The organism is Streptomyces sp. RK62 (assembly GCF_018070255.1).
In the GTDB taxonomy this organism is placed as follows: domain Bacteria; phylum Actinomycetota; class Actinomycetes; order Streptomycetales; family Streptomycetaceae; genus Streptomyces; species Streptomyces nigra.
In genome coordinates this window covers 282129-296774 of record NZ_JAGPYD010000006.1, presented here as the reverse complement: position 1 = coordinate 296774, position 14646 = coordinate 282129, and the positions used below count along the sequence as shown (strand labels likewise).

13 protein-coding genes are annotated in these 14646 nt (G+C 70.1%); 7 read left to right on the top strand and 6 right to left on the bottom strand.

Annotated features, from left to right (window positions below):
- Positions 1–49 precede the first annotated feature (49 nt).
- Positions 50–901 (bottom strand): LysR family transcriptional regulator, encoded by an 852-nt coding sequence (locus tag KBY32_RS14020; protein WP_210980245.1) that lies wholly within the window; start codon positions 899–901, stop codon positions 50–52.
- A 203-nt stretch (positions 902–1104) separates the two neighbouring features.
- Here KBY32_RS14020 and KBY32_RS14015 point away from each other — a divergent pair, with 203 nt between their 5' ends.
- Positions 1105–2136, top strand: coding sequence for a nitronate monooxygenase (locus KBY32_RS14015; RefSeq protein WP_210980244.1), 1032 nt, complete (start codon positions 1105–1107; stop codon positions 2134–2136).
- A 426-nt stretch (positions 2137–2562) separates the two neighbouring features.
- Here KBY32_RS14015 and KBY32_RS14010 read toward each other — a convergent pair whose 3' ends face one another.
- Positions 2563–3180, bottom strand: coding sequence for a TetR/AcrR family transcriptional regulator (locus tag KBY32_RS14010; RefSeq protein WP_210980243.1), 618 nt, complete (start codon positions 3178–3180; stop codon positions 2563–2565).
- Positions 3181–3585: 405 nt separating this feature from the next.
- Here KBY32_RS14010 and secY point away from each other — a divergent pair, with 405 nt between their 5' ends.
- Both secY and KBY32_RS14000 read left to right on the top strand, forming a co-directional pair.
- Positions 3586–4893 carry a preprotein translocase subunit SecY gene (gene secY / locus KBY32_RS14005; RefSeq protein ID WP_055619995.1) on the top strand — a complete coding sequence of 436 codons (1308 nt, stop codon included), beginning with the start codon at positions 3586–3588 and terminating at the stop codon, positions 4891–4893.
- Between the two features lie 96 nt (positions 4894–4989).
- The gene (locus KBY32_RS14000; protein ID WP_210980242.1) at positions 4990–5646 is read left to right on the top strand and encodes a DsbA family protein; all 657 of its coding nucleotides are present in this window, start codon (positions 4990–4992) and stop codon (positions 5644–5646) included.
- Between the two features lie 244 nt (positions 5647–5890).
- On the opposite strand, the gene KBY32_RS13995 is transcribed toward KBY32_RS14000, so the two are convergent.
- From KBY32_RS13995 to KBY32_RS13980, 4 genes are all read right to left on the bottom strand, one after another.
- On the bottom strand, positions 5891–7003 hold the full coding sequence (locus KBY32_RS13995) for an NAD(P)/FAD-dependent oxidoreductase (protein ID WP_210980241.1): 1113 nt from the start codon (positions 7001–7003) through the stop codon (positions 5891–5893).
- Positions 7004–7414: 411 nt separating this feature from the next.
- Positions 7415–7783 carry a DoxX family protein gene (locus KBY32_RS13990; protein ID WP_055620000.1) on the bottom strand — a complete coding sequence of 123 codons (369 nt, stop codon included), beginning with the start codon at positions 7781–7783 and terminating at the stop codon, positions 7415–7417.
- 373 nt (positions 7784–8156) lie between these two features.
- Positions 8157–8717: an NADPH-dependent FMN reductase gene (locus KBY32_RS13985; RefSeq protein ID WP_210980240.1), complete on the bottom strand. Its 561-nt coding sequence runs from the start codon at positions 8715–8717 to the stop codon at positions 8157–8159.
- A 629-nt stretch (positions 8718–9346) separates the two neighbouring features.
- Entirely contained in the window at positions 9347–9937 is a 591-nt protein-coding gene (locus KBY32_RS13980; protein WP_210980239.1) for a TetR/AcrR family transcriptional regulator, read from the bottom strand.
- Positions 9938–10109: 172 nt separating this feature from the next.
- Here KBY32_RS13980 and KBY32_RS13975 point away from each other — a divergent pair, with 172 nt between their 5' ends.
- The 4 genes from KBY32_RS13975 to KBY32_RS13960 all read left to right on the top strand — a co-directional run bounded on the left by KBY32_RS13975 (position 10110) and on the right by KBY32_RS13960 (position 14420).
- Positions 10110–10739, top strand: a complete 630-nt coding sequence (locus KBY32_RS13975; RefSeq protein WP_115506939.1) for a cysteine hydrolase — start codon at positions 10110–10112, stop codon at positions 10737–10739.
- 14 nt (positions 10740–10753) lie between these two features.
- On the top strand, positions 10754–12328 hold the full coding sequence (locus KBY32_RS13970; RefSeq protein WP_210980238.1) for an aldehyde dehydrogenase (NADP(+)): 1575 nt from the start codon (positions 10754–10756) through the stop codon (positions 12326–12328).
- A 68-nt stretch (positions 12329–12396) separates the two neighbouring features.
- Entirely contained in the window at positions 12397–12882 is a 486-nt protein-coding gene (locus tag KBY32_RS13965; protein WP_210980237.1) for a lipocalin-like domain-containing protein, read from the top strand.
- A 260-nt stretch (positions 12883–13142) separates the two neighbouring features.
- Positions 13143–14420 (top strand): MFS transporter, encoded by a 1278-nt coding sequence (locus KBY32_RS13960; protein ID WP_210980236.1) that lies wholly within the window; start codon positions 13143–13145, stop codon positions 14418–14420.
- Positions 14421–14646: the final 226 nt, after the last annotated feature.

Sequence of the window (14646 nt, the reverse complement as noted above, 5' to 3'; positions counted from 1 at the left end):
GTGACATGCCTGGTGGTACCAACGTAGGCGGCACCCGCGGCCAAGCCGCTCACGTGTCCACCGCCGCCAGGGAAGCGTCGACGAACCGGCGGATGAGCGTGCGGGGGCCGCCCGGCAGGTAGACCAGTCGCACGGGAACCGGCGGGGCGTTGGTGAGCGGGACGAAGCGCAGAACGGGGTGGGGTGAGCGATCCCTGGCGGTCTCGGGGACGATGCCGATACCGCGGTTCGCTGCGACCGTCTCCACCCACTCGTCGAAGTTCGCCGTCTCGACGATGTCCTTCGGCCGTGATTCCTCGGGCCAGGACCACGGGCCGGTGGTGCCGCTGACGGTGTTCACGATCAGACGCCAGTTCCGCACCTCGTCCCAATCCAGGTGGCCGCGGCCGGCGAGCGGACTCTCCCGGGCGCAGACGGCGAAGCGGGCCTCGTCGTACAGCCAGACGGTACGCAGCGGCTCCGGCGCTGCTGTGTCGCCGCGGACCACGGCGATGTCGACGGTGCGCCGGTGCAGGGCCTCCAGAGGATCGTCGGTGCGGCTGAGTGTGACGGAGGCACCGGTGCTCTGCTCGAAGTCCTTGACGGTCCGCTGCGCCCAGGGAGCCGGCAGCAGCCAGCTGAAGCCGAGTCGCAGCACACCCAGCCGGCGCGCCGTGGTGAGGGCGTGGTCGAAGGAGGCGAGGACTCGTTCCGCCTCTTGCAGAAAATGCGTCCCGGCGTCGGTCGGTTCCACGCGGCGTGACGTGCGCTCCAGGAGGCGGACGCCCAGGGTCGCCTCCAGCTGAGCTACCGTGCGGCTCAGGGCCGGCTGGGTGACCAGCAGTTCTTGGGCGGCACGGGAGAAGGACCGGTGGCGCGCCACCGCGGCGAAGGCCCGGAGGTGACGGATCTCGACCTCCACGGCTCACTCCCTCGCGTATCGATGCCCGGCGTGCATAGTCGCAGCGTAATCGGCATGGCCCAGGCCCTCCTCCGCCGCGCCCGGCGCCCTACGCTGGCGGCGTGAGCGGAATCCGGCGTACGCCAAGCCGGTGGGGCCGCTCCGGCGGCAAAAGGGCGGTGAGAGCACCCGCCCACTCCGTGCCTCCAGAGGAGATGTCAGTCATGAGCCGATTGCTGTCCGACCTTGGTGTGGAACTCCCGGTTCTCGCGGCACCCATGGCCGGCGGGGGGAGTTCTTCCGAGCTGGTCGTGGCGGCCGCACATGCGGGCAGCATGGGTTTCGTGGCCGCCGGGTACAAGTCGGCGGCCCTTCTCGCCGAGCAGATGCGGACCGTCCGGGAGCAGGACGCCCTGCTCGGTGTCAACGTGTTCGCACCCAACCCGGTCCCCGTGTCGGTCGACGCCTACAGCCGCTACGCCCGTACCGTGCAGGTCGAGGCCGACCGTTACGGGCTGAGCCTGTCCGACAGTCCTCCGAAGGAGGATGACGACGACTGGGCGGCCAAGATCGACCTGCTCGTCGGGTCGCCGGTCCCGTGGGTGTCCTTCACCTTCGGCATCCCCGACTCCACGGTCGTCCGGGCCCTGCGGCGAGTCGGCACCACCGTCCTGCAGAGCGTCACCACGGCCGAAGAGGCCCGCCTGGCAGCGGAGACCGGTGTGGACGCCCTGATCGTGCAGGGGCCTGCGGCCGGCGGTCACTCGGCCACGCTCACCCCCGACCGCCCGCTCGTCCCCGTCTCCCTGCCCGACCTGGTGGCACACGTGCGCAGCCAGGTCTCCCTGCCGCTCGTCGCCGCCGGAGGGGTCGGGACGCCCGCCGACGTGGCGGCCGCGCTCCACGCCGGAGCGGAGGCCACCATGGTCGGCACACTGCTCCTGCGTACGGACGAGAGCGGCGCCTCGGCGCCCCACCAGCGGGCCTTGGCGGACCCGGCGTTCGACACCACCGTGCTGACCCGAGCTTTCACGGGACGGCCGGCACGAGGACTGCGCAACCGCTTCACCGAACGCTACGAAGCCTCGGCCCCGACCGGATATCCCGCCGTGCACCACCTCACCGCCCCGCTGCGCAGGGCGGCCGCCGCGGCGGGCGACCAGCAACTCATGCATCTGTGGGCAGGCACCGCGTACCGCCGGGCCGCGCGGGAGCCGGCGGCACGGACGCTGCGGCGGCTCACCGAGGCATTGTGAGTCCCGGCCGGTCCTGGCCAGTTGCCGCCGGCCGACCGGTCCGCGCCGGTTAGCGGGCCGGTGAGACGTCTCGCATCGGCACCGCCCGCAGGGCGGAATGCGGCGTCTCCCTCACAGGTTTTTCTTGATCATGCAATGTGCGCGCCGGCCATGGCCGGCGCGCACATCCGGGTGACGCACCGATGGGAGAACTCATGAAGCGCTCGGACGGCAGAACGCCTCCTCCCCGCCTGCGCCACGTCCGCCCGGCCGGCACGGTTCGGACGTCCTGCCCCGGCCCACGCCTCACGCCGACACGTGATGGAGAACCGGCCCGGGTGGATACGCACTCGGCGCGGGGGTCCCACTCGGAAAGGTGATCACGCCACTGCCGGGCGGGCGCGGCTCCGGAGCGTCCGACGTGCCCGACCCTGGCAGTGACGCGACTCAGGCGACTTCGGCCACCTGGGGATCGTCGGCGCGCAGCAGGGCGAGGCAGTTGGGCCACAGGCTGCTGAGCTGCGAGGTGTTGTTGTAGAGCTTGGCGAAGAGCACCTGGCCTTCGAGCTGTGCGACGACGGACCGAGCGGCTTCGCGCGGTTCGGCCACCGCGATCTCACCCCGCTCCTTGGCCTCGACGATGGTCGCCTCGACCATGTCCACCTGCGCTTCGAAGATCTGCTGGAGGCGTTCGCGTACGGCGTCCGTCTGGTTGCTCATCTCCAGGGTGAGGTTGCCGAACATGCAGCCGGAGACCACTCCGCAGCTCTCCTGGCCGTTCCGCTGGCGGTTCTCGGTGGCCTCGAAGAGCTGCCTCAGCCGCTCCAGGGGCTCGGCGTCGCCGCCCAGGACGCCCTCCCAGTCCCGCTTCTCCGCCGCCCACTGCTCGTCGATGACGGTGAGGGCGAGGGCTTCCTTGGACTCGAAGAAGTAGTAGAAGCTGCCCTTGGGCACCTCGGCCGTCTTGCAGATCTCGGCCACGCCCAGCGCCGAGTAGCCCCGCCGCTCGAGCAGTGACCGAGCAGCGGTGAGAATCTTGTTCCTGGCATCGCTCGTTCGCCCCATACGTCGAGTATACGACCGATCGGCTACACGGGTGGGGGGTCGGGGCGGGGCCCCGTGCCCTTGCGCGTTCCGGGGGACCTGACCGGCGTGTAGTCGTACTGGCTGGACCACGGTCCGTACGTTCGGGCGTATGAACTTCCACGGTCGGCCGCGCGGCGTGACCGCTACGGCGGATGCCGGGCCGCGGCCGGTGCCCTTCGGTGCCGAGCCGGACACGCTGTCGGCGGGCGCCTCAGCGGGCCGCCGTGACGGGATCGTGCCGCACGCGCTTCGCATGCCGTGGGCCGGCGCCCGGCCCCATGTGCCGTTCCGCCGGCGAGTGCCCGCGCGTAGTGATCGTCCGTGCCGCACGCGGCCGTAGCCCCTTGAATCCGTCCTGCCCGGCACCGCTGTAGAGGAAGCACCGTGCTGAACGCGTTGAGCCACGTTTTCAAGACGCCCGACCTGCGCAAGAAACTGCTCTTCACCCTGGGCATCATCGTGCTGTACAGGGTCGGCTCACATGTGCCTATTCCGGGCGTGGACTACCGGACGGTCCAAAGATGCGTGGACTCTGTATCGGAAGGCGAGGGAATTCTCGGGCTGGTCAACCTCTTCAGTGGCGGAGCTCTTCTGCAGATCACGGTTTTCGCTCTGGGGATCCTTCCGTACATCACGGCCAGCATCATTCTTCAGTTGCTCACCGTTGTGATTCCGAGGCTGGAGGCGCTGAAGAAGGAGGGGGCGTCGGGGCAGGCGAAAATCACGCAGTACACCCGCTATCTCACCGTGGCGCTCGCCGTCCTGCAGGGGACGGGCCTCGTCGCGACCGCGCGCAACGGCGCACTGTTCCCCAACTGCCCGGAAGCCTCGAGCATCGTGCCGGACGACTCCGTCTTCGTCACCGTGGTCATGGTCATCACGATCACGTCCGGTACGGCATGTGTCATGTGGCTCGGAGAGCTGATCACCGAGCGCGGGGTGGGCAACGGGATGTCCATGCTCATCTTCATCTCCATCGCCTCCACGCTCCCGGGGGCGATCTGGGCGGTGAAGCGGGAAAGCACGATCGCTGGCGGATGGCTGGCCTTCGGTGTCGTTCTGCTGGTCGGGTTCGCCATGGTGGGCCTGGTCGTGTTCGTGGAGCAGGCGCAGCGCCGCATTCCGGTCCAATACGCGAAGCGAATGGTCGGCCGCAGGTCGTACGGGGGTACGGCCACGTACATTCCACTGAAGATCAACCAGGCCGGTGTCGTCCCGGTCATCTTCGCTTCTTCGCTTCTCTACATCCCCGCCCTGATCGCGCAGTTCGTGGGATCGGGCTCAGGATGGGCGACGTGGGTCACGAACAACTTCACCAAGGGGAACCACCCGTACTACGTGGTGGCCTACTTCCTCCTGGTCGTGTTCTTCGCGTTCTTCTACGTGTCGATCACCTTCAATCCGGAAGAGGTGTCCGACAACATCAAAAAGGCCGGAGGGTTCGTGCCGGGAATCCGTGCCGGTCGGGCCACCGCCCAGTACCTGGGGTACGTCCTCAATCGGCTCACGTGGCCCGGATCGATCTATCTGGGGCTCATCGCCTTGGTCCCGACGGTGGCGCTGGGCAACTTCGGCAGCTCCAACCAGCTCACGGGCACCAGCATCCTGATCATCGTGAGCGTCGGGCTGGAGACCGTGAAGCAGATCAGCAGCCAGGTCGAGCAGCACCGCTACGAGGGTTTCCTGCACTGATCCAGCCGACCGGTCGTCTATTTATGAGACCATCGAGGTAGCCGGCCGCGCCTCCTGCTGGACGGCGACGCGCCGGAACGGCCCTTGGAGAGTCTCGTGAACGCTGCATCGACCACAACCGAGTCGCCCACCACCGTGGACTTCTGGTTCGACCCCGTGTGCCCGTGGACCTGGCTGACATCCCGCTGGATGCTGGAGGTGGCCAAGAGCCGTCCCGTCGAGGTGTCCTGGCACGTGATGAGCCTGTCCGTCCTGAACGAGAACGGCCTGGACGAACTGCCCGAGCGCATACGGGTACTGATGGGCGAGGCGTGGGCGCCGGTGCGGGTTCTCGTCGCCGCGAGCCTCAGCCACGGCCCCGAGGTCCTCGAACCTCTCTACACCGCTCTCGGCGAGCGCTACCACCTGGAGCAGCAACCCAAGAACAGGGCGACGCTGGAAGCCGCCCTGCGGGAGGTCGGACTTCCCGTGGACCTGGCCGACGCCGGTGACACGGACCGCTACGACAGCGAGCTGCGGGTCTCCCATCGCAGGGGCATCTCCCTGGTCGGTGAGGACGTGGGCAGCCCGGTCATCGCCGTACCCGGCCCCGGGGCGCAGAGTGAGCCGGTCGCGTTCTTCGGGCCCGTGGTGAATCCCACGCCCAAGGGCGAGGAGGCGGCCCGGCTGTGGGACGGCGTGCTCGCGGTGGCCTCGGCGCCGGGCTTCTACGAGATCAAGCGGACCCGCATCAGCGGCCCGGACTTCGGCTGACGCCCGCGTCGGTCCACGTCGCGGCCCGCCCGGTCGAGGACGAGGCGGGCGCGGCCCGGACACCCCGGGTCCTCTGTCTCCGAGCGTTCAGGTACTCGGCGGGATGGGGCCCGGGCGATCGCGGGCCCCGGGATGTCCCGGCTCCGGCGGATCCGCTCAGGACCGGTCGAGTGCGGCCTCAGCGCCAGCGGGGTGGCCGCCGCCCAGGCCTGCGGTGAGCAGGAGCGCATCCGCAGGCCGACCGTCACGTCTTGGGGCGGCCCAGGAGTTTCTCCATGATGGGTATCGCGAGGTGCCTGCTCTTCAGCACGGACGTGGCCCTGTCGCCCAGGACGAGGACGTCGCGGCCGAGAGCCGGTACCAGGGTGGTGCCGGCGTCGGGCCCGAAGGGCACGGAGAAGACGCGGACCGGCGCCGGCTTGTACGGGCGCGGCATGTTCCCGTGCTTGCCGTGGTCGAGGTGCGCGCGGATGTTGTGGGCCGTCGCCTCTCCCTGCGCGACGGCCGAAGGGCTGAGCTTCGCCTCCGACACGTTGTTGACGTCGCCGATGGCGAAGACGTCCCGCCGGCCCACGACGCGCAGGTGTTCGTCCACCTTGACGTGGCCGCGTTCGTCGAGCCAGTCGCCCCGTCCCGCCAGCCGGAGCCACAGTGTGTTGGGGGTGGTGCCCGTCGTCCAGAAGACCACGTCCGCGCCGAGGGGGTGGCCCGCCTGGTCCCGCAGCCCCGTGCCGGCGCCGCCGGCGGACGACACGAAGGTGTCGAGGAGGACCCTTACGTCGTGCCGTTCCAGCCAGGAGCGTGCGTGGCGGCCCATGCGCCCGGTGCCGAAGCACGAGAGCAGTCTGCGGCCGGAGTGCGCGAGTGTGACCGTGGCCCTCGCGTTGGCCAGTCGCAGTTCCGCGGCCAGTTCCACACCGGAGGGACCTCCTCCGACCACCAGCAGGCTCCGGGCCTCGGCGATGCGCCGCTGGTGGCCGCGGAATGACGCCGCCGCCTCCTCGACGGTGGTGCCGGTGAAGCGTGCGGGCTCCTCGTAGTCGGCTCCGGTCGCGATGACCAGTACGTCGTACGGCACACGGTGCCCGGTGGCGAGCACGACCCGGCGCTCTTCCGTGTCGATGCGTACGGCCTTGTTCCTCACGACGCGGCCGTTGGCCAGGAGGAAGTCGTACGGAATGAACGGGGCGTAGGTCCAGTCCGCGTCGGCGCTCGCGCGCAGTGAGGCGACGCGGTGGAAGAACGCCTCCTTGACGTCGATCAAGGTGACGTCGGCGTCCTTGTCCAGCTCGCGCGCCAGGCGAACCCCGGCATAGCCTCCGCCGACGATGACGACGTGCCTGGTGTTCGTAGTCATGATGAGCGCGTTTCCTTCGGCCTGGGAAGTGGGTCGAGGTGAGTCGTCCGGGGGGGCTCGGGCCTGAGGGTTTCGACCTCGGCCGGCCCGGGCCCGCGCCTCCGTGCTCGGCGTGTGAGGCTGAGGCGCGGGCGTGAGTGCGTCGGTGGGCGTGCGTCACCAGGCGCTGGCCCCTCCGTCGACGGGGTAGTTGGCTGAGAGGTGAGCCGTCAGATAATTTCTGGCGGAATGTATGAGGGTGCGGGGCGTTTCGTCCGGGCTGTCGGCATGTCGAATTCGTGCGAACTCGCGCCGCGGATTCCGGCCGGCCTATATAAAAGCGGACGCACGCGTCAAGGCACCCTTCCCCCGGGCGCGTTCGAGCGTCCCTGGGGGAGGGGTGTCATGGCAGGTACATGACAGCGAGGTAGGTTACTGTGAGGCGGCCAGGGTGAGGGCCGCCGCCACCGCGACGAGAGTGAAGAGTATGGGCGCCGTCGCGGCACCGCGCGCCTCGCTGTCCGCGTAGTCCCCCCACTTCGCGTGGTACCTGACCGCGCCGATCATCAGAACGGCCATACCGACGGCGGCGGCGATGCCCAGAGGCTGCCACCAGATGCCCACGACGAGGCCGACCGCCGCGGCCACCTCGGCCAGGCCGATGAAGCGGACCAGACCGGAGCCGAGACCCTTGGCCACGAGCCCTTCCGGCACGCTGCCCTTGAGTTGCGCCTTCGGCGCGCCCGCGGCAAGAGAGAAGAGGGCGAGGAGAACGCTGAGGATGACAGCGGCGATGTACACGATGATCCCTGTCGGAGATGAGGTGGTAAGGGGAGGGGGCCTTCGCGGGCCGGGTGGAATCTGCCGACGAAACACGTCGGAAAGGGCCAGAACATGTCAGCGGGATGAGCCCGAGAGGTGCGTGGCGACCGGGACGGGTACCGCACCGCATCACCGTGAAAGGGCGGTCGGCGGAACGCGGTCCGCGGCCCGACGGCCGATGACCCGGCGCGCCTTGCGTGGCCTCGACGGCCCTGGGGGCAACCGTGTTTCGTGCGCCCCGCCTCATGCCGCGGGAGGGCCGTACGGCGGGACGGCCCTCCCGGCCCCCGATGCGAGCGGGAAACGGGTCCCGCGTGTCCGCGCCTTCGCGTGCGCGGACAACGGGAATCCGTTACGCGGCCCGCAGCGGCGCCAGCGCCCGGCTCCAGGCCACGACCTGGTCCAGGGTGGCGTTCAGGGCCTCGACCTGGAACTCGCCCGGCTTGAGGACGCTGAAGTTCTCGAAGTCGTGGAACAGCGACAGGCCGACCTGGGCGCGGACGTCGGCCATCTGCAGCTCGCCGGCGATCAGGCGAAGGTGCTCGACCGCGCGGGCGCCGCCCATGGCGCCGTAGCTGACGAACCCGGCCGCCTTGTTGTTCCACTCGGCGTAGAGGTAGTCGATGGCGTTCTTGAGCACACCGGACGTCGAGTGGTTGTACTCCGGCGTCACGAAGATGAAGCCGTCGAAGCCCGCTATCTTGCGCGCCCACTCCTGGGTGTGCGGCTGGGAGTACTGGCCCATCGAGGGCGGAAGCTGCTCGTCCAGGTGCGGAAGCTTGTAGTCGAGGAGGTCGATCAGCGCGAACTCCGCGTCCGTGCGCTTCGACGCGATGTCGAGCACCCAGCGCGCCACGGCCTCGCCGTTGCGGCCGGGGCGGGTGCTGCCGAGGATGATTCCAATCTTGGTCATGCTGAACCCTTCACTAAGGCCACCCCGAGAAATCCGAGATGTAGTTGCTGAAGCAAGTAAACATGGAAGAAATTGCTTCGTCAAGCAAAGCTTGGAACGCAGCTGCTGTCGGGGGCGGGTGTCCGCACCGGACTTGACGGCCGCCCGGTGGGCGTTGGCGGAGCCGTTGCTGCCGCCGGCGAGGGTGGGCTCGAGGAGCGTGGCCCCGGGGGGTGTCGGGTCGGCGTGCGGATGTCGGATGCGCACGGTGTCGCCGCTGGCCCCGGGTCGTCGGCACGGGGCGACCTGGACCTGGCCGTCTCCGAGTCCGGCCTCGGCCCGCGACCGTGCCGGGGTCGGGTCGAGGGAGGGGCGTGAGGGAGTGGGGGAGTCGCAGTGGCCACCCGAGAGGTCCGGCGGCGGGAGGGCGGAAGGAGGCGTGGCAGGAACTGTCCAGCGGCAAGAGGGGAGGCGGGAACGGCAGCAGGGGGACTCGGCCTCTGGGGAGCCTCACCGAAGGGGGCCTCGTCGCTGACGGCGTCTCGGGGTCGGGCAAGGGGGCGGTGCGGCGGCGTCGCTGGTGCTGCCACGGCCGTCCGGCCGCAGGGGCGGGTCGTCGGCGTCGCCGCGCCCGAGTTGCGCTGAGGGTGTCAGGCGTCGGTGGGTGCCTCGTCCGGGGTACGGCCCGTCAGCTGCTCGGTCACGGTCTCCAGCAGGTCGTCGGAGAAGTCCTTGTCGGCCACGGCCCGGGACATGAGTACGGCGCCGACCAGCGCGCTGAGGGTGAGCATGGCCTCTGCCCGTGCGTTCTCGGAGCCGTCGTCCAGGCCCGCGATCAGGTCGAGATACGTGCGGACCTGCTTCTCGTACGCCTGCTTGATCTCCTGGCCGCCGCGTCCGGCGGCGGCGCCCAGGGTGACCAGGGCGCACCCGGTGGCGGGCCCGTCCCGGTGCTGCTTCGCGAGGTAGGCGTCGATGAGGCCTGCTCGGGGGTCCTCCGTGTTCTTGCGGGCGGACCGTTCCATCTTCACGGTCCCCTCCGACAGCGCGAAGGCCGCGGCCTGGGCGATCAGGTCGTCCCGGGAGCTGAAGTGCTTGTAGAAGCCGCCATGGGTCAGGCCGGCCTCCTGCATGAGCTCCGCCACGCCGGGGCGATTCACGCCGTCGGTACGGATTCTGCGCGACGCGACCCTGAGCACCCGCTCGCGGGTGGCCGCCTTCTCCGCCTGCGAGTGACCCATGACGAGCCTGCCTTTCGTGGGGCGGCGCAGTGCGGACACTGCACAACTGGATGACGCACATCATACACCTGCGCTCACGAAGGTGGGATGGAAGCAGGCCTCGCTTGACATTCAGGATGATGACAATAATCCTCAATCTGGATGATGGACGTCATCCAGATTGGAGGACCCGATGCCCCGGACCTATGACCCACGGCACACGGCCGTGCTGCTGGTCGACCCGTTCAACGACTTCCTGTCCGAGGGAGGGAAGATCTGGCCGCGCCTGAGGCCCATGGCGGAGCAGGTGAACCTGCTCGACCATCTGCGGTCCGTCATCGGTGCCGCCCGCGACACCGGCACGCAGGTGATCTTCGTCCCGCACCGCCGGTGGGAGGAGGGCGATTACGAGACGTGGGCCCACCCCAACCCCACCCAGCTCGGCATCATGGAGCGGCACAGCTTCGCCCGCGGCACCTGGGGCGGCGAGTTCCACCCGGACTTCCGGCCGCAGCCCGGCGAGATCGTCGTCGCCGAGCACTGGGCACAGAGCGGATTCGCCAACACGGACCTCGACTTCCGGCTCAAGCAGCACGGCATCACCCACGTGGTGCTCGTCGGCCTGCTGGCGAACACCTGCATCGAGTCCACCGGCCGCTTCGCCATGGAGCTCGGGTACCACGTGACGCTCGTACGCGACGCCACCGCGGCGTTCCTGCCGGAGATGGTCCACGCCGCGCACGAGCTGAACGGGCCCACCTACGCCCACGCCATCACCACCACCGACGAGCTCATCGCAGCGTTCGAGGGAGCACACGCATGACTGGGAGCACACCCATGACACTGACCGGAGAACTCCTGATCGGCGGAGGCCAGGTGCCCGCCACCGCGGGCAGCATGAAGGCGTTCAACCCGGCCACCGGCGAGTTCATCGAGCCCGAGTTCGCCTTCGGCGGGCCGGCCGAGGTCGACCGTGCCCTGTCCCTGGCCGACGAGGCGTACGACGGCTACAGCCGCACCGGGCTCGAGGAACGGGCGCTGTTCCTCGAACTCATCGCCGACAAGCTGGAAGCGGCCAAGGACGAACTGGCCGCGCGGACCTCCCTGGAAACCGGACTGCCCACAGCTCAGTTCGAGGGAGAGGCCGTCCGCACCGCCGGCGTGTTCCGCAAGTTCGCCGCCGTCGTACGCCAGGGCCGCTTCCTCCAGGCGGCCATCGACCCCGCGCAGCCGGACCGGCAGCCCACCCCACGTCTGGACCATCGGTTGCAGAAGGTGGCCCTCGGCCCCGTGGCGATCTTCGGCGCCAGCAACTTCCCGATCTCCTACTCCGTGGCCGGCGGTGACACCGCCTCAGCCCTGGCCGCCGGCTGCCCCGTCGTTCTCAAGGCCCACAACGCGCACCCCGGGGCCTCCGAGATCGAGGGCCGCATCATCCAGGAGGCGGTCGCCGAATCGGGTCTGCACCCCGGCGTCTTCTCCCTGGTGCGCGGCCCCGGCAACGAGATCGGCGAAGCCCTGGTGGACCACCCGCTGGTCAAGGCCGTCACCTTCACCGGTTCCGAGGCTGGCGGCATGGCCCTGTACCGCCGCGCCCAGCAGCGCCCCGATCCCATCCCGGTCTTCACCGAGATGACCAGCGTCAACCCGACCTTCGTCCTGCCCGCCGCCCTGGCCGCCCGTGGCGCCGAGATCGGTACCGGCCTCGTGCAGCGCGGCATGTACAACGTCGGGCAGGCCTGCCTCAAGCCCGCCGTCCTGCTCGCCGTGGAAGGGCCCGGCTACGCCGAACTGCGCGAAGCGGCCGTCACCGAGGTGGAGAAGTGGGACACACGGCCCATGCTCACCCCCGGCATCCACGACGCCTACACCCGCAACGCCCGGCGCCACCAGGACAACGGAGCCGTCCGGCTCGGTGAGGGAGGCGCCCCGGACGGCGGGGCGTACGGACAGGCCCTGCTGCTCGAGGTCACCGGTGAGCAGCTGTTGGCCGAACCCACCCTGCGTGAGGAGGTCTTCGGCCCCACACTCCTGCTGGTCAAGGTCTCCAGCACGGAGCAACTGCTGGAAGCGGCACGCGCCTTCCGCGGACAGCTCTCGGCCACCCTGCACGCCGAGACCGCCGACCGCACGACCACCGAACAGCTTCTGCCGGTACTGGAACGCCGTACCGGACGAATCGTCTTCAACGCCTTCTCGATCCCTCAGGAGGTGTCGTACGCGTCCACCCACGGCGGCCCCTTCCCCGCCACCTCCGACAGCCGCTTCACCTCGGTCGGCATGGGCGCGATCGAGCGGTTCGTCCGTCCGGTCACCTACCAGAACTTCCCGGACGAGCTGCTGCCGCAGGTCCTGCGCGAGGCAAACCCCCTCAACGTCTGGCGTCTCGTCGACGGTGAGCTCACCCGGTAGCGAATCCGTGGACCGTCCGTCCACCGGACGGTCCCGCGGACCCTTTTCCCATCCGAAGAGGAGCACTCATGACCCCCACAGACCCGGTCGCAGAACGCGACGACAGCAGGGCCCGCGAGGCGGTCCGCATGAGGCTGCTGGGCGCGTGGCAACTCGTCGCGTACACCGCCGCCACCGCCGACGGGGAGGTCGTCCACCCGCTGGGACGCTCGCCGTACGGCCTGATCCTCTACACCCCCGAGGGATACATGTCCGCTCAGCTGGGCCGCGGCGACCGGGCGCACCTGGCCGCGGCGCGTCCGGAGGACGCGGCAGCCGACGAGCTGGCCCGGGCGGCCACCGGTTACGTCGCCTACGGCGGCCCGTTCGAGGTGGTCGATCCGCACACCGTGGAGCACCACGTCACCACCAGCCTCTTTCCGAACTGGGTCGGGCGTAAGCATGTGCGCAGCGTCGAGTTCGCGGGTTCCTTCCTGCGACTCGGCCTCACCACGCCCACCCGTATGTGGGGTGCTGAACGTACGGCGGAACTCACCTGGCACAGGCTGGTCTGACAAGCGGAGCCCGAGCGTACGACTCCTCCCGGCCCTCCGGCGCGCTCGCGTCGCGCGACGGGTCGGCAGCCCCAGTCGGTCAGGCCCGATGAACCGCTGACGTGCGGGACGCCGCCCCGGTACGGCGCACGGCCGCAGCCACCCTCCGCTCCCGACGGCCGAACGCTGCCGGGAGCGGGCCATGGCGGGGCCTGCCCGCGCACTCCGCCGACGCTCCGGCGTCCCCCTCCCACCCGTGAAACCGTGCACCGGAGGACCCCATGACCAGCGCAGCGACCCGCCCAGGCGTCAGACGAGGGACCATACCCGTCTTCGCAACGGCGACCGCGATCACCGTCTCCAACATCTACTTCACCCAGCCACTCCTCGACGAGATCGCCCACACCTTCCACACCTCGGCCTCCACCGCCGGGCTGGTGGCCACCCTGGGGCAGATCGGCTACGCGCTGGGCATCGTCACCGTCGTGCCGCTCGCCGACGGCGCACGACTTCGCCGGCTGTCCACCCTGCTGCTCGCGATCACCACCGTCGGCCTCCTCGCGGGCGCCTTCGCCCCCTCGGTCGCCCTCCTCGGCGCGGCCGCTCTCGTGCTCTCCGCCAGTACGGTGCTGCCGCAGGTCATCATGCCGACCGTCGTGTCCATGGCCTCGGCCGGCAACGCGGGCCGCGTCCTGGGGGCCGTGGGGACGGGGCTGACCCTGGGTGCCCTGCTCTCCCGGACCGCCGCCGGTCTCATCGCCGAGGCCACCGGGACCTGGCGAGCCGGGTTCGTGGTCGCCGCCGCGGCCACCGGCGCCCTGCTCCTGGTGCTCCCGCGCTACATGCCGGCCGACAGCCCGGCACCGGACCGGGAGAAGGTGAGCTACGGCCGTCTCCTTGCCTCCCTGCCCCGGCTGATCGTCCGGGACGCCTCCCTGCGTGTCTCCGCCGCGCTGGGAGGTACCGTCTTCGCGGCCTTCTCCGCCTTCTGGTCGTCGCTGGCCTTCCACCTGACCGCGCCGCCGATCGCACTGGGGCCCGCGGTGATCGGGCTGTTCGGCCTCTTCAGCGTTCCGGGCGCGCTGGCCGCCCGGTACTCGGGACGGCTGACCGACCGTTTCGGGCCGCTCACGGTCAACGTCATGGCGCTCACGTCGGCGGCGCTCGCCTTCGTGCTGTTCGGGGTCGCCGGCCGGTCGCTGATCGCCCTGGCCGTCGGCTGCAACCTCCTCGGCTACGCCACGACGAGCGGTCAGATCGCCAACCAGGCCCGCATCTTCGCCGCAGGGCCCGCCATCAGGGCGCGTCTGAACACCGTCTACATCTTCTCGGTGTTCGCGGGCGGTGCCACCGGCTCCGCGATCGCCGCACTGTCCTTCTCGGCGTTCGGATGGGCGGGTGTGGTGGGGACCGGTCTGGGCTTCCTGGCGCTCGCGGCGGCCGTACTGGCCTGGCACAGCGCGCGCGCCGGCCGCGGGCCCGCCGGTGGGACCGTCGCGCCGGCGGACGCCCGGCACGCGCCGGCCGGCAACGGCCCGCGTGCCGCCGGCCGACGGTAGCGAGGACCCTGCGCTCGACAGCCGGGGTACAGGCGGCGGCGCGGGGCCCAACGATCCGGCCGGTGACACTCGCGCTCGTCGACGAGGCCGATCCTATTCCCGCTTATTGCCATGTCAAGTAAGTGTTTTTCCTTGCCTCTCGCTGGGTGCTGTGATGTGGCCTTGGTCGTGGCAGGGGGGGGGCGGAGTTGGACGGCTTGGGTCGGCGGGGGGTGCTGGATTCTCA

What these genes read in the sequence shown, in the direction of transcription:
- KBY32_RS13980 (WP_210980239.1), bottom strand. Translation starts at nt 9,937, where the DNA reads ATGGGTCACTCGCAGGCGGAGAAGGCGGCCACCCGCGAGCGGGTGCTC.
- KBY32_RS13975 (WP_115506939.1), top strand. Translation starts at nt 10,110, where the DNA reads ATGCCCCGGACCTATGACCCACGGCACACGGCCGTGCTGCTGGTCGAC.
- KBY32_RS13970 (WP_210980238.1), top strand. Translation starts at nt 10,754, where the DNA reads ATGACACTGACCGGAGAACTCCTGATCGGCGGAGGCCAGGTGCCCGCC.
- KBY32_RS14015 (WP_210980244.1), top strand. Translation starts at nt 1,105, where the DNA reads ATGAGCCGATTGCTGTCCGACCTTGGTGTGGAACTCCCGGTTCTCGCG.
- KBY32_RS13995 (WP_210980241.1), bottom strand. Translation starts at nt 7,003, where the DNA reads ATGACTACGAACACCAGGCACGTCGTCATCGTCGGCGGAGGCTATGCC.
- KBY32_RS13985 (WP_210980240.1), bottom strand. Translation starts at nt 8,717, where the DNA reads ATGACCAAGATTGGAATCATCCTCGGCAGCACCCGCCCCGGCCGCAAC.
- KBY32_RS14010 (WP_210980243.1), bottom strand. Translation starts at nt 3,180, where the DNA reads ATGGGGCGAACGAGCGATGCCAGGAACAAGATTCTCACCGCTGCTCGG.
- KBY32_RS13960 (WP_210980236.1), top strand. Translation starts at nt 13,143, where the DNA reads ATGACCAGCGCAGCGACCCGCCCAGGCGTCAGACGAGGGACCATACCC.
- KBY32_RS13965 (WP_210980237.1), top strand. Translation starts at nt 12,397, where the DNA reads ATGACCCCCACAGACCCGGTCGCAGAACGCGACGACAGCAGGGCCCGC.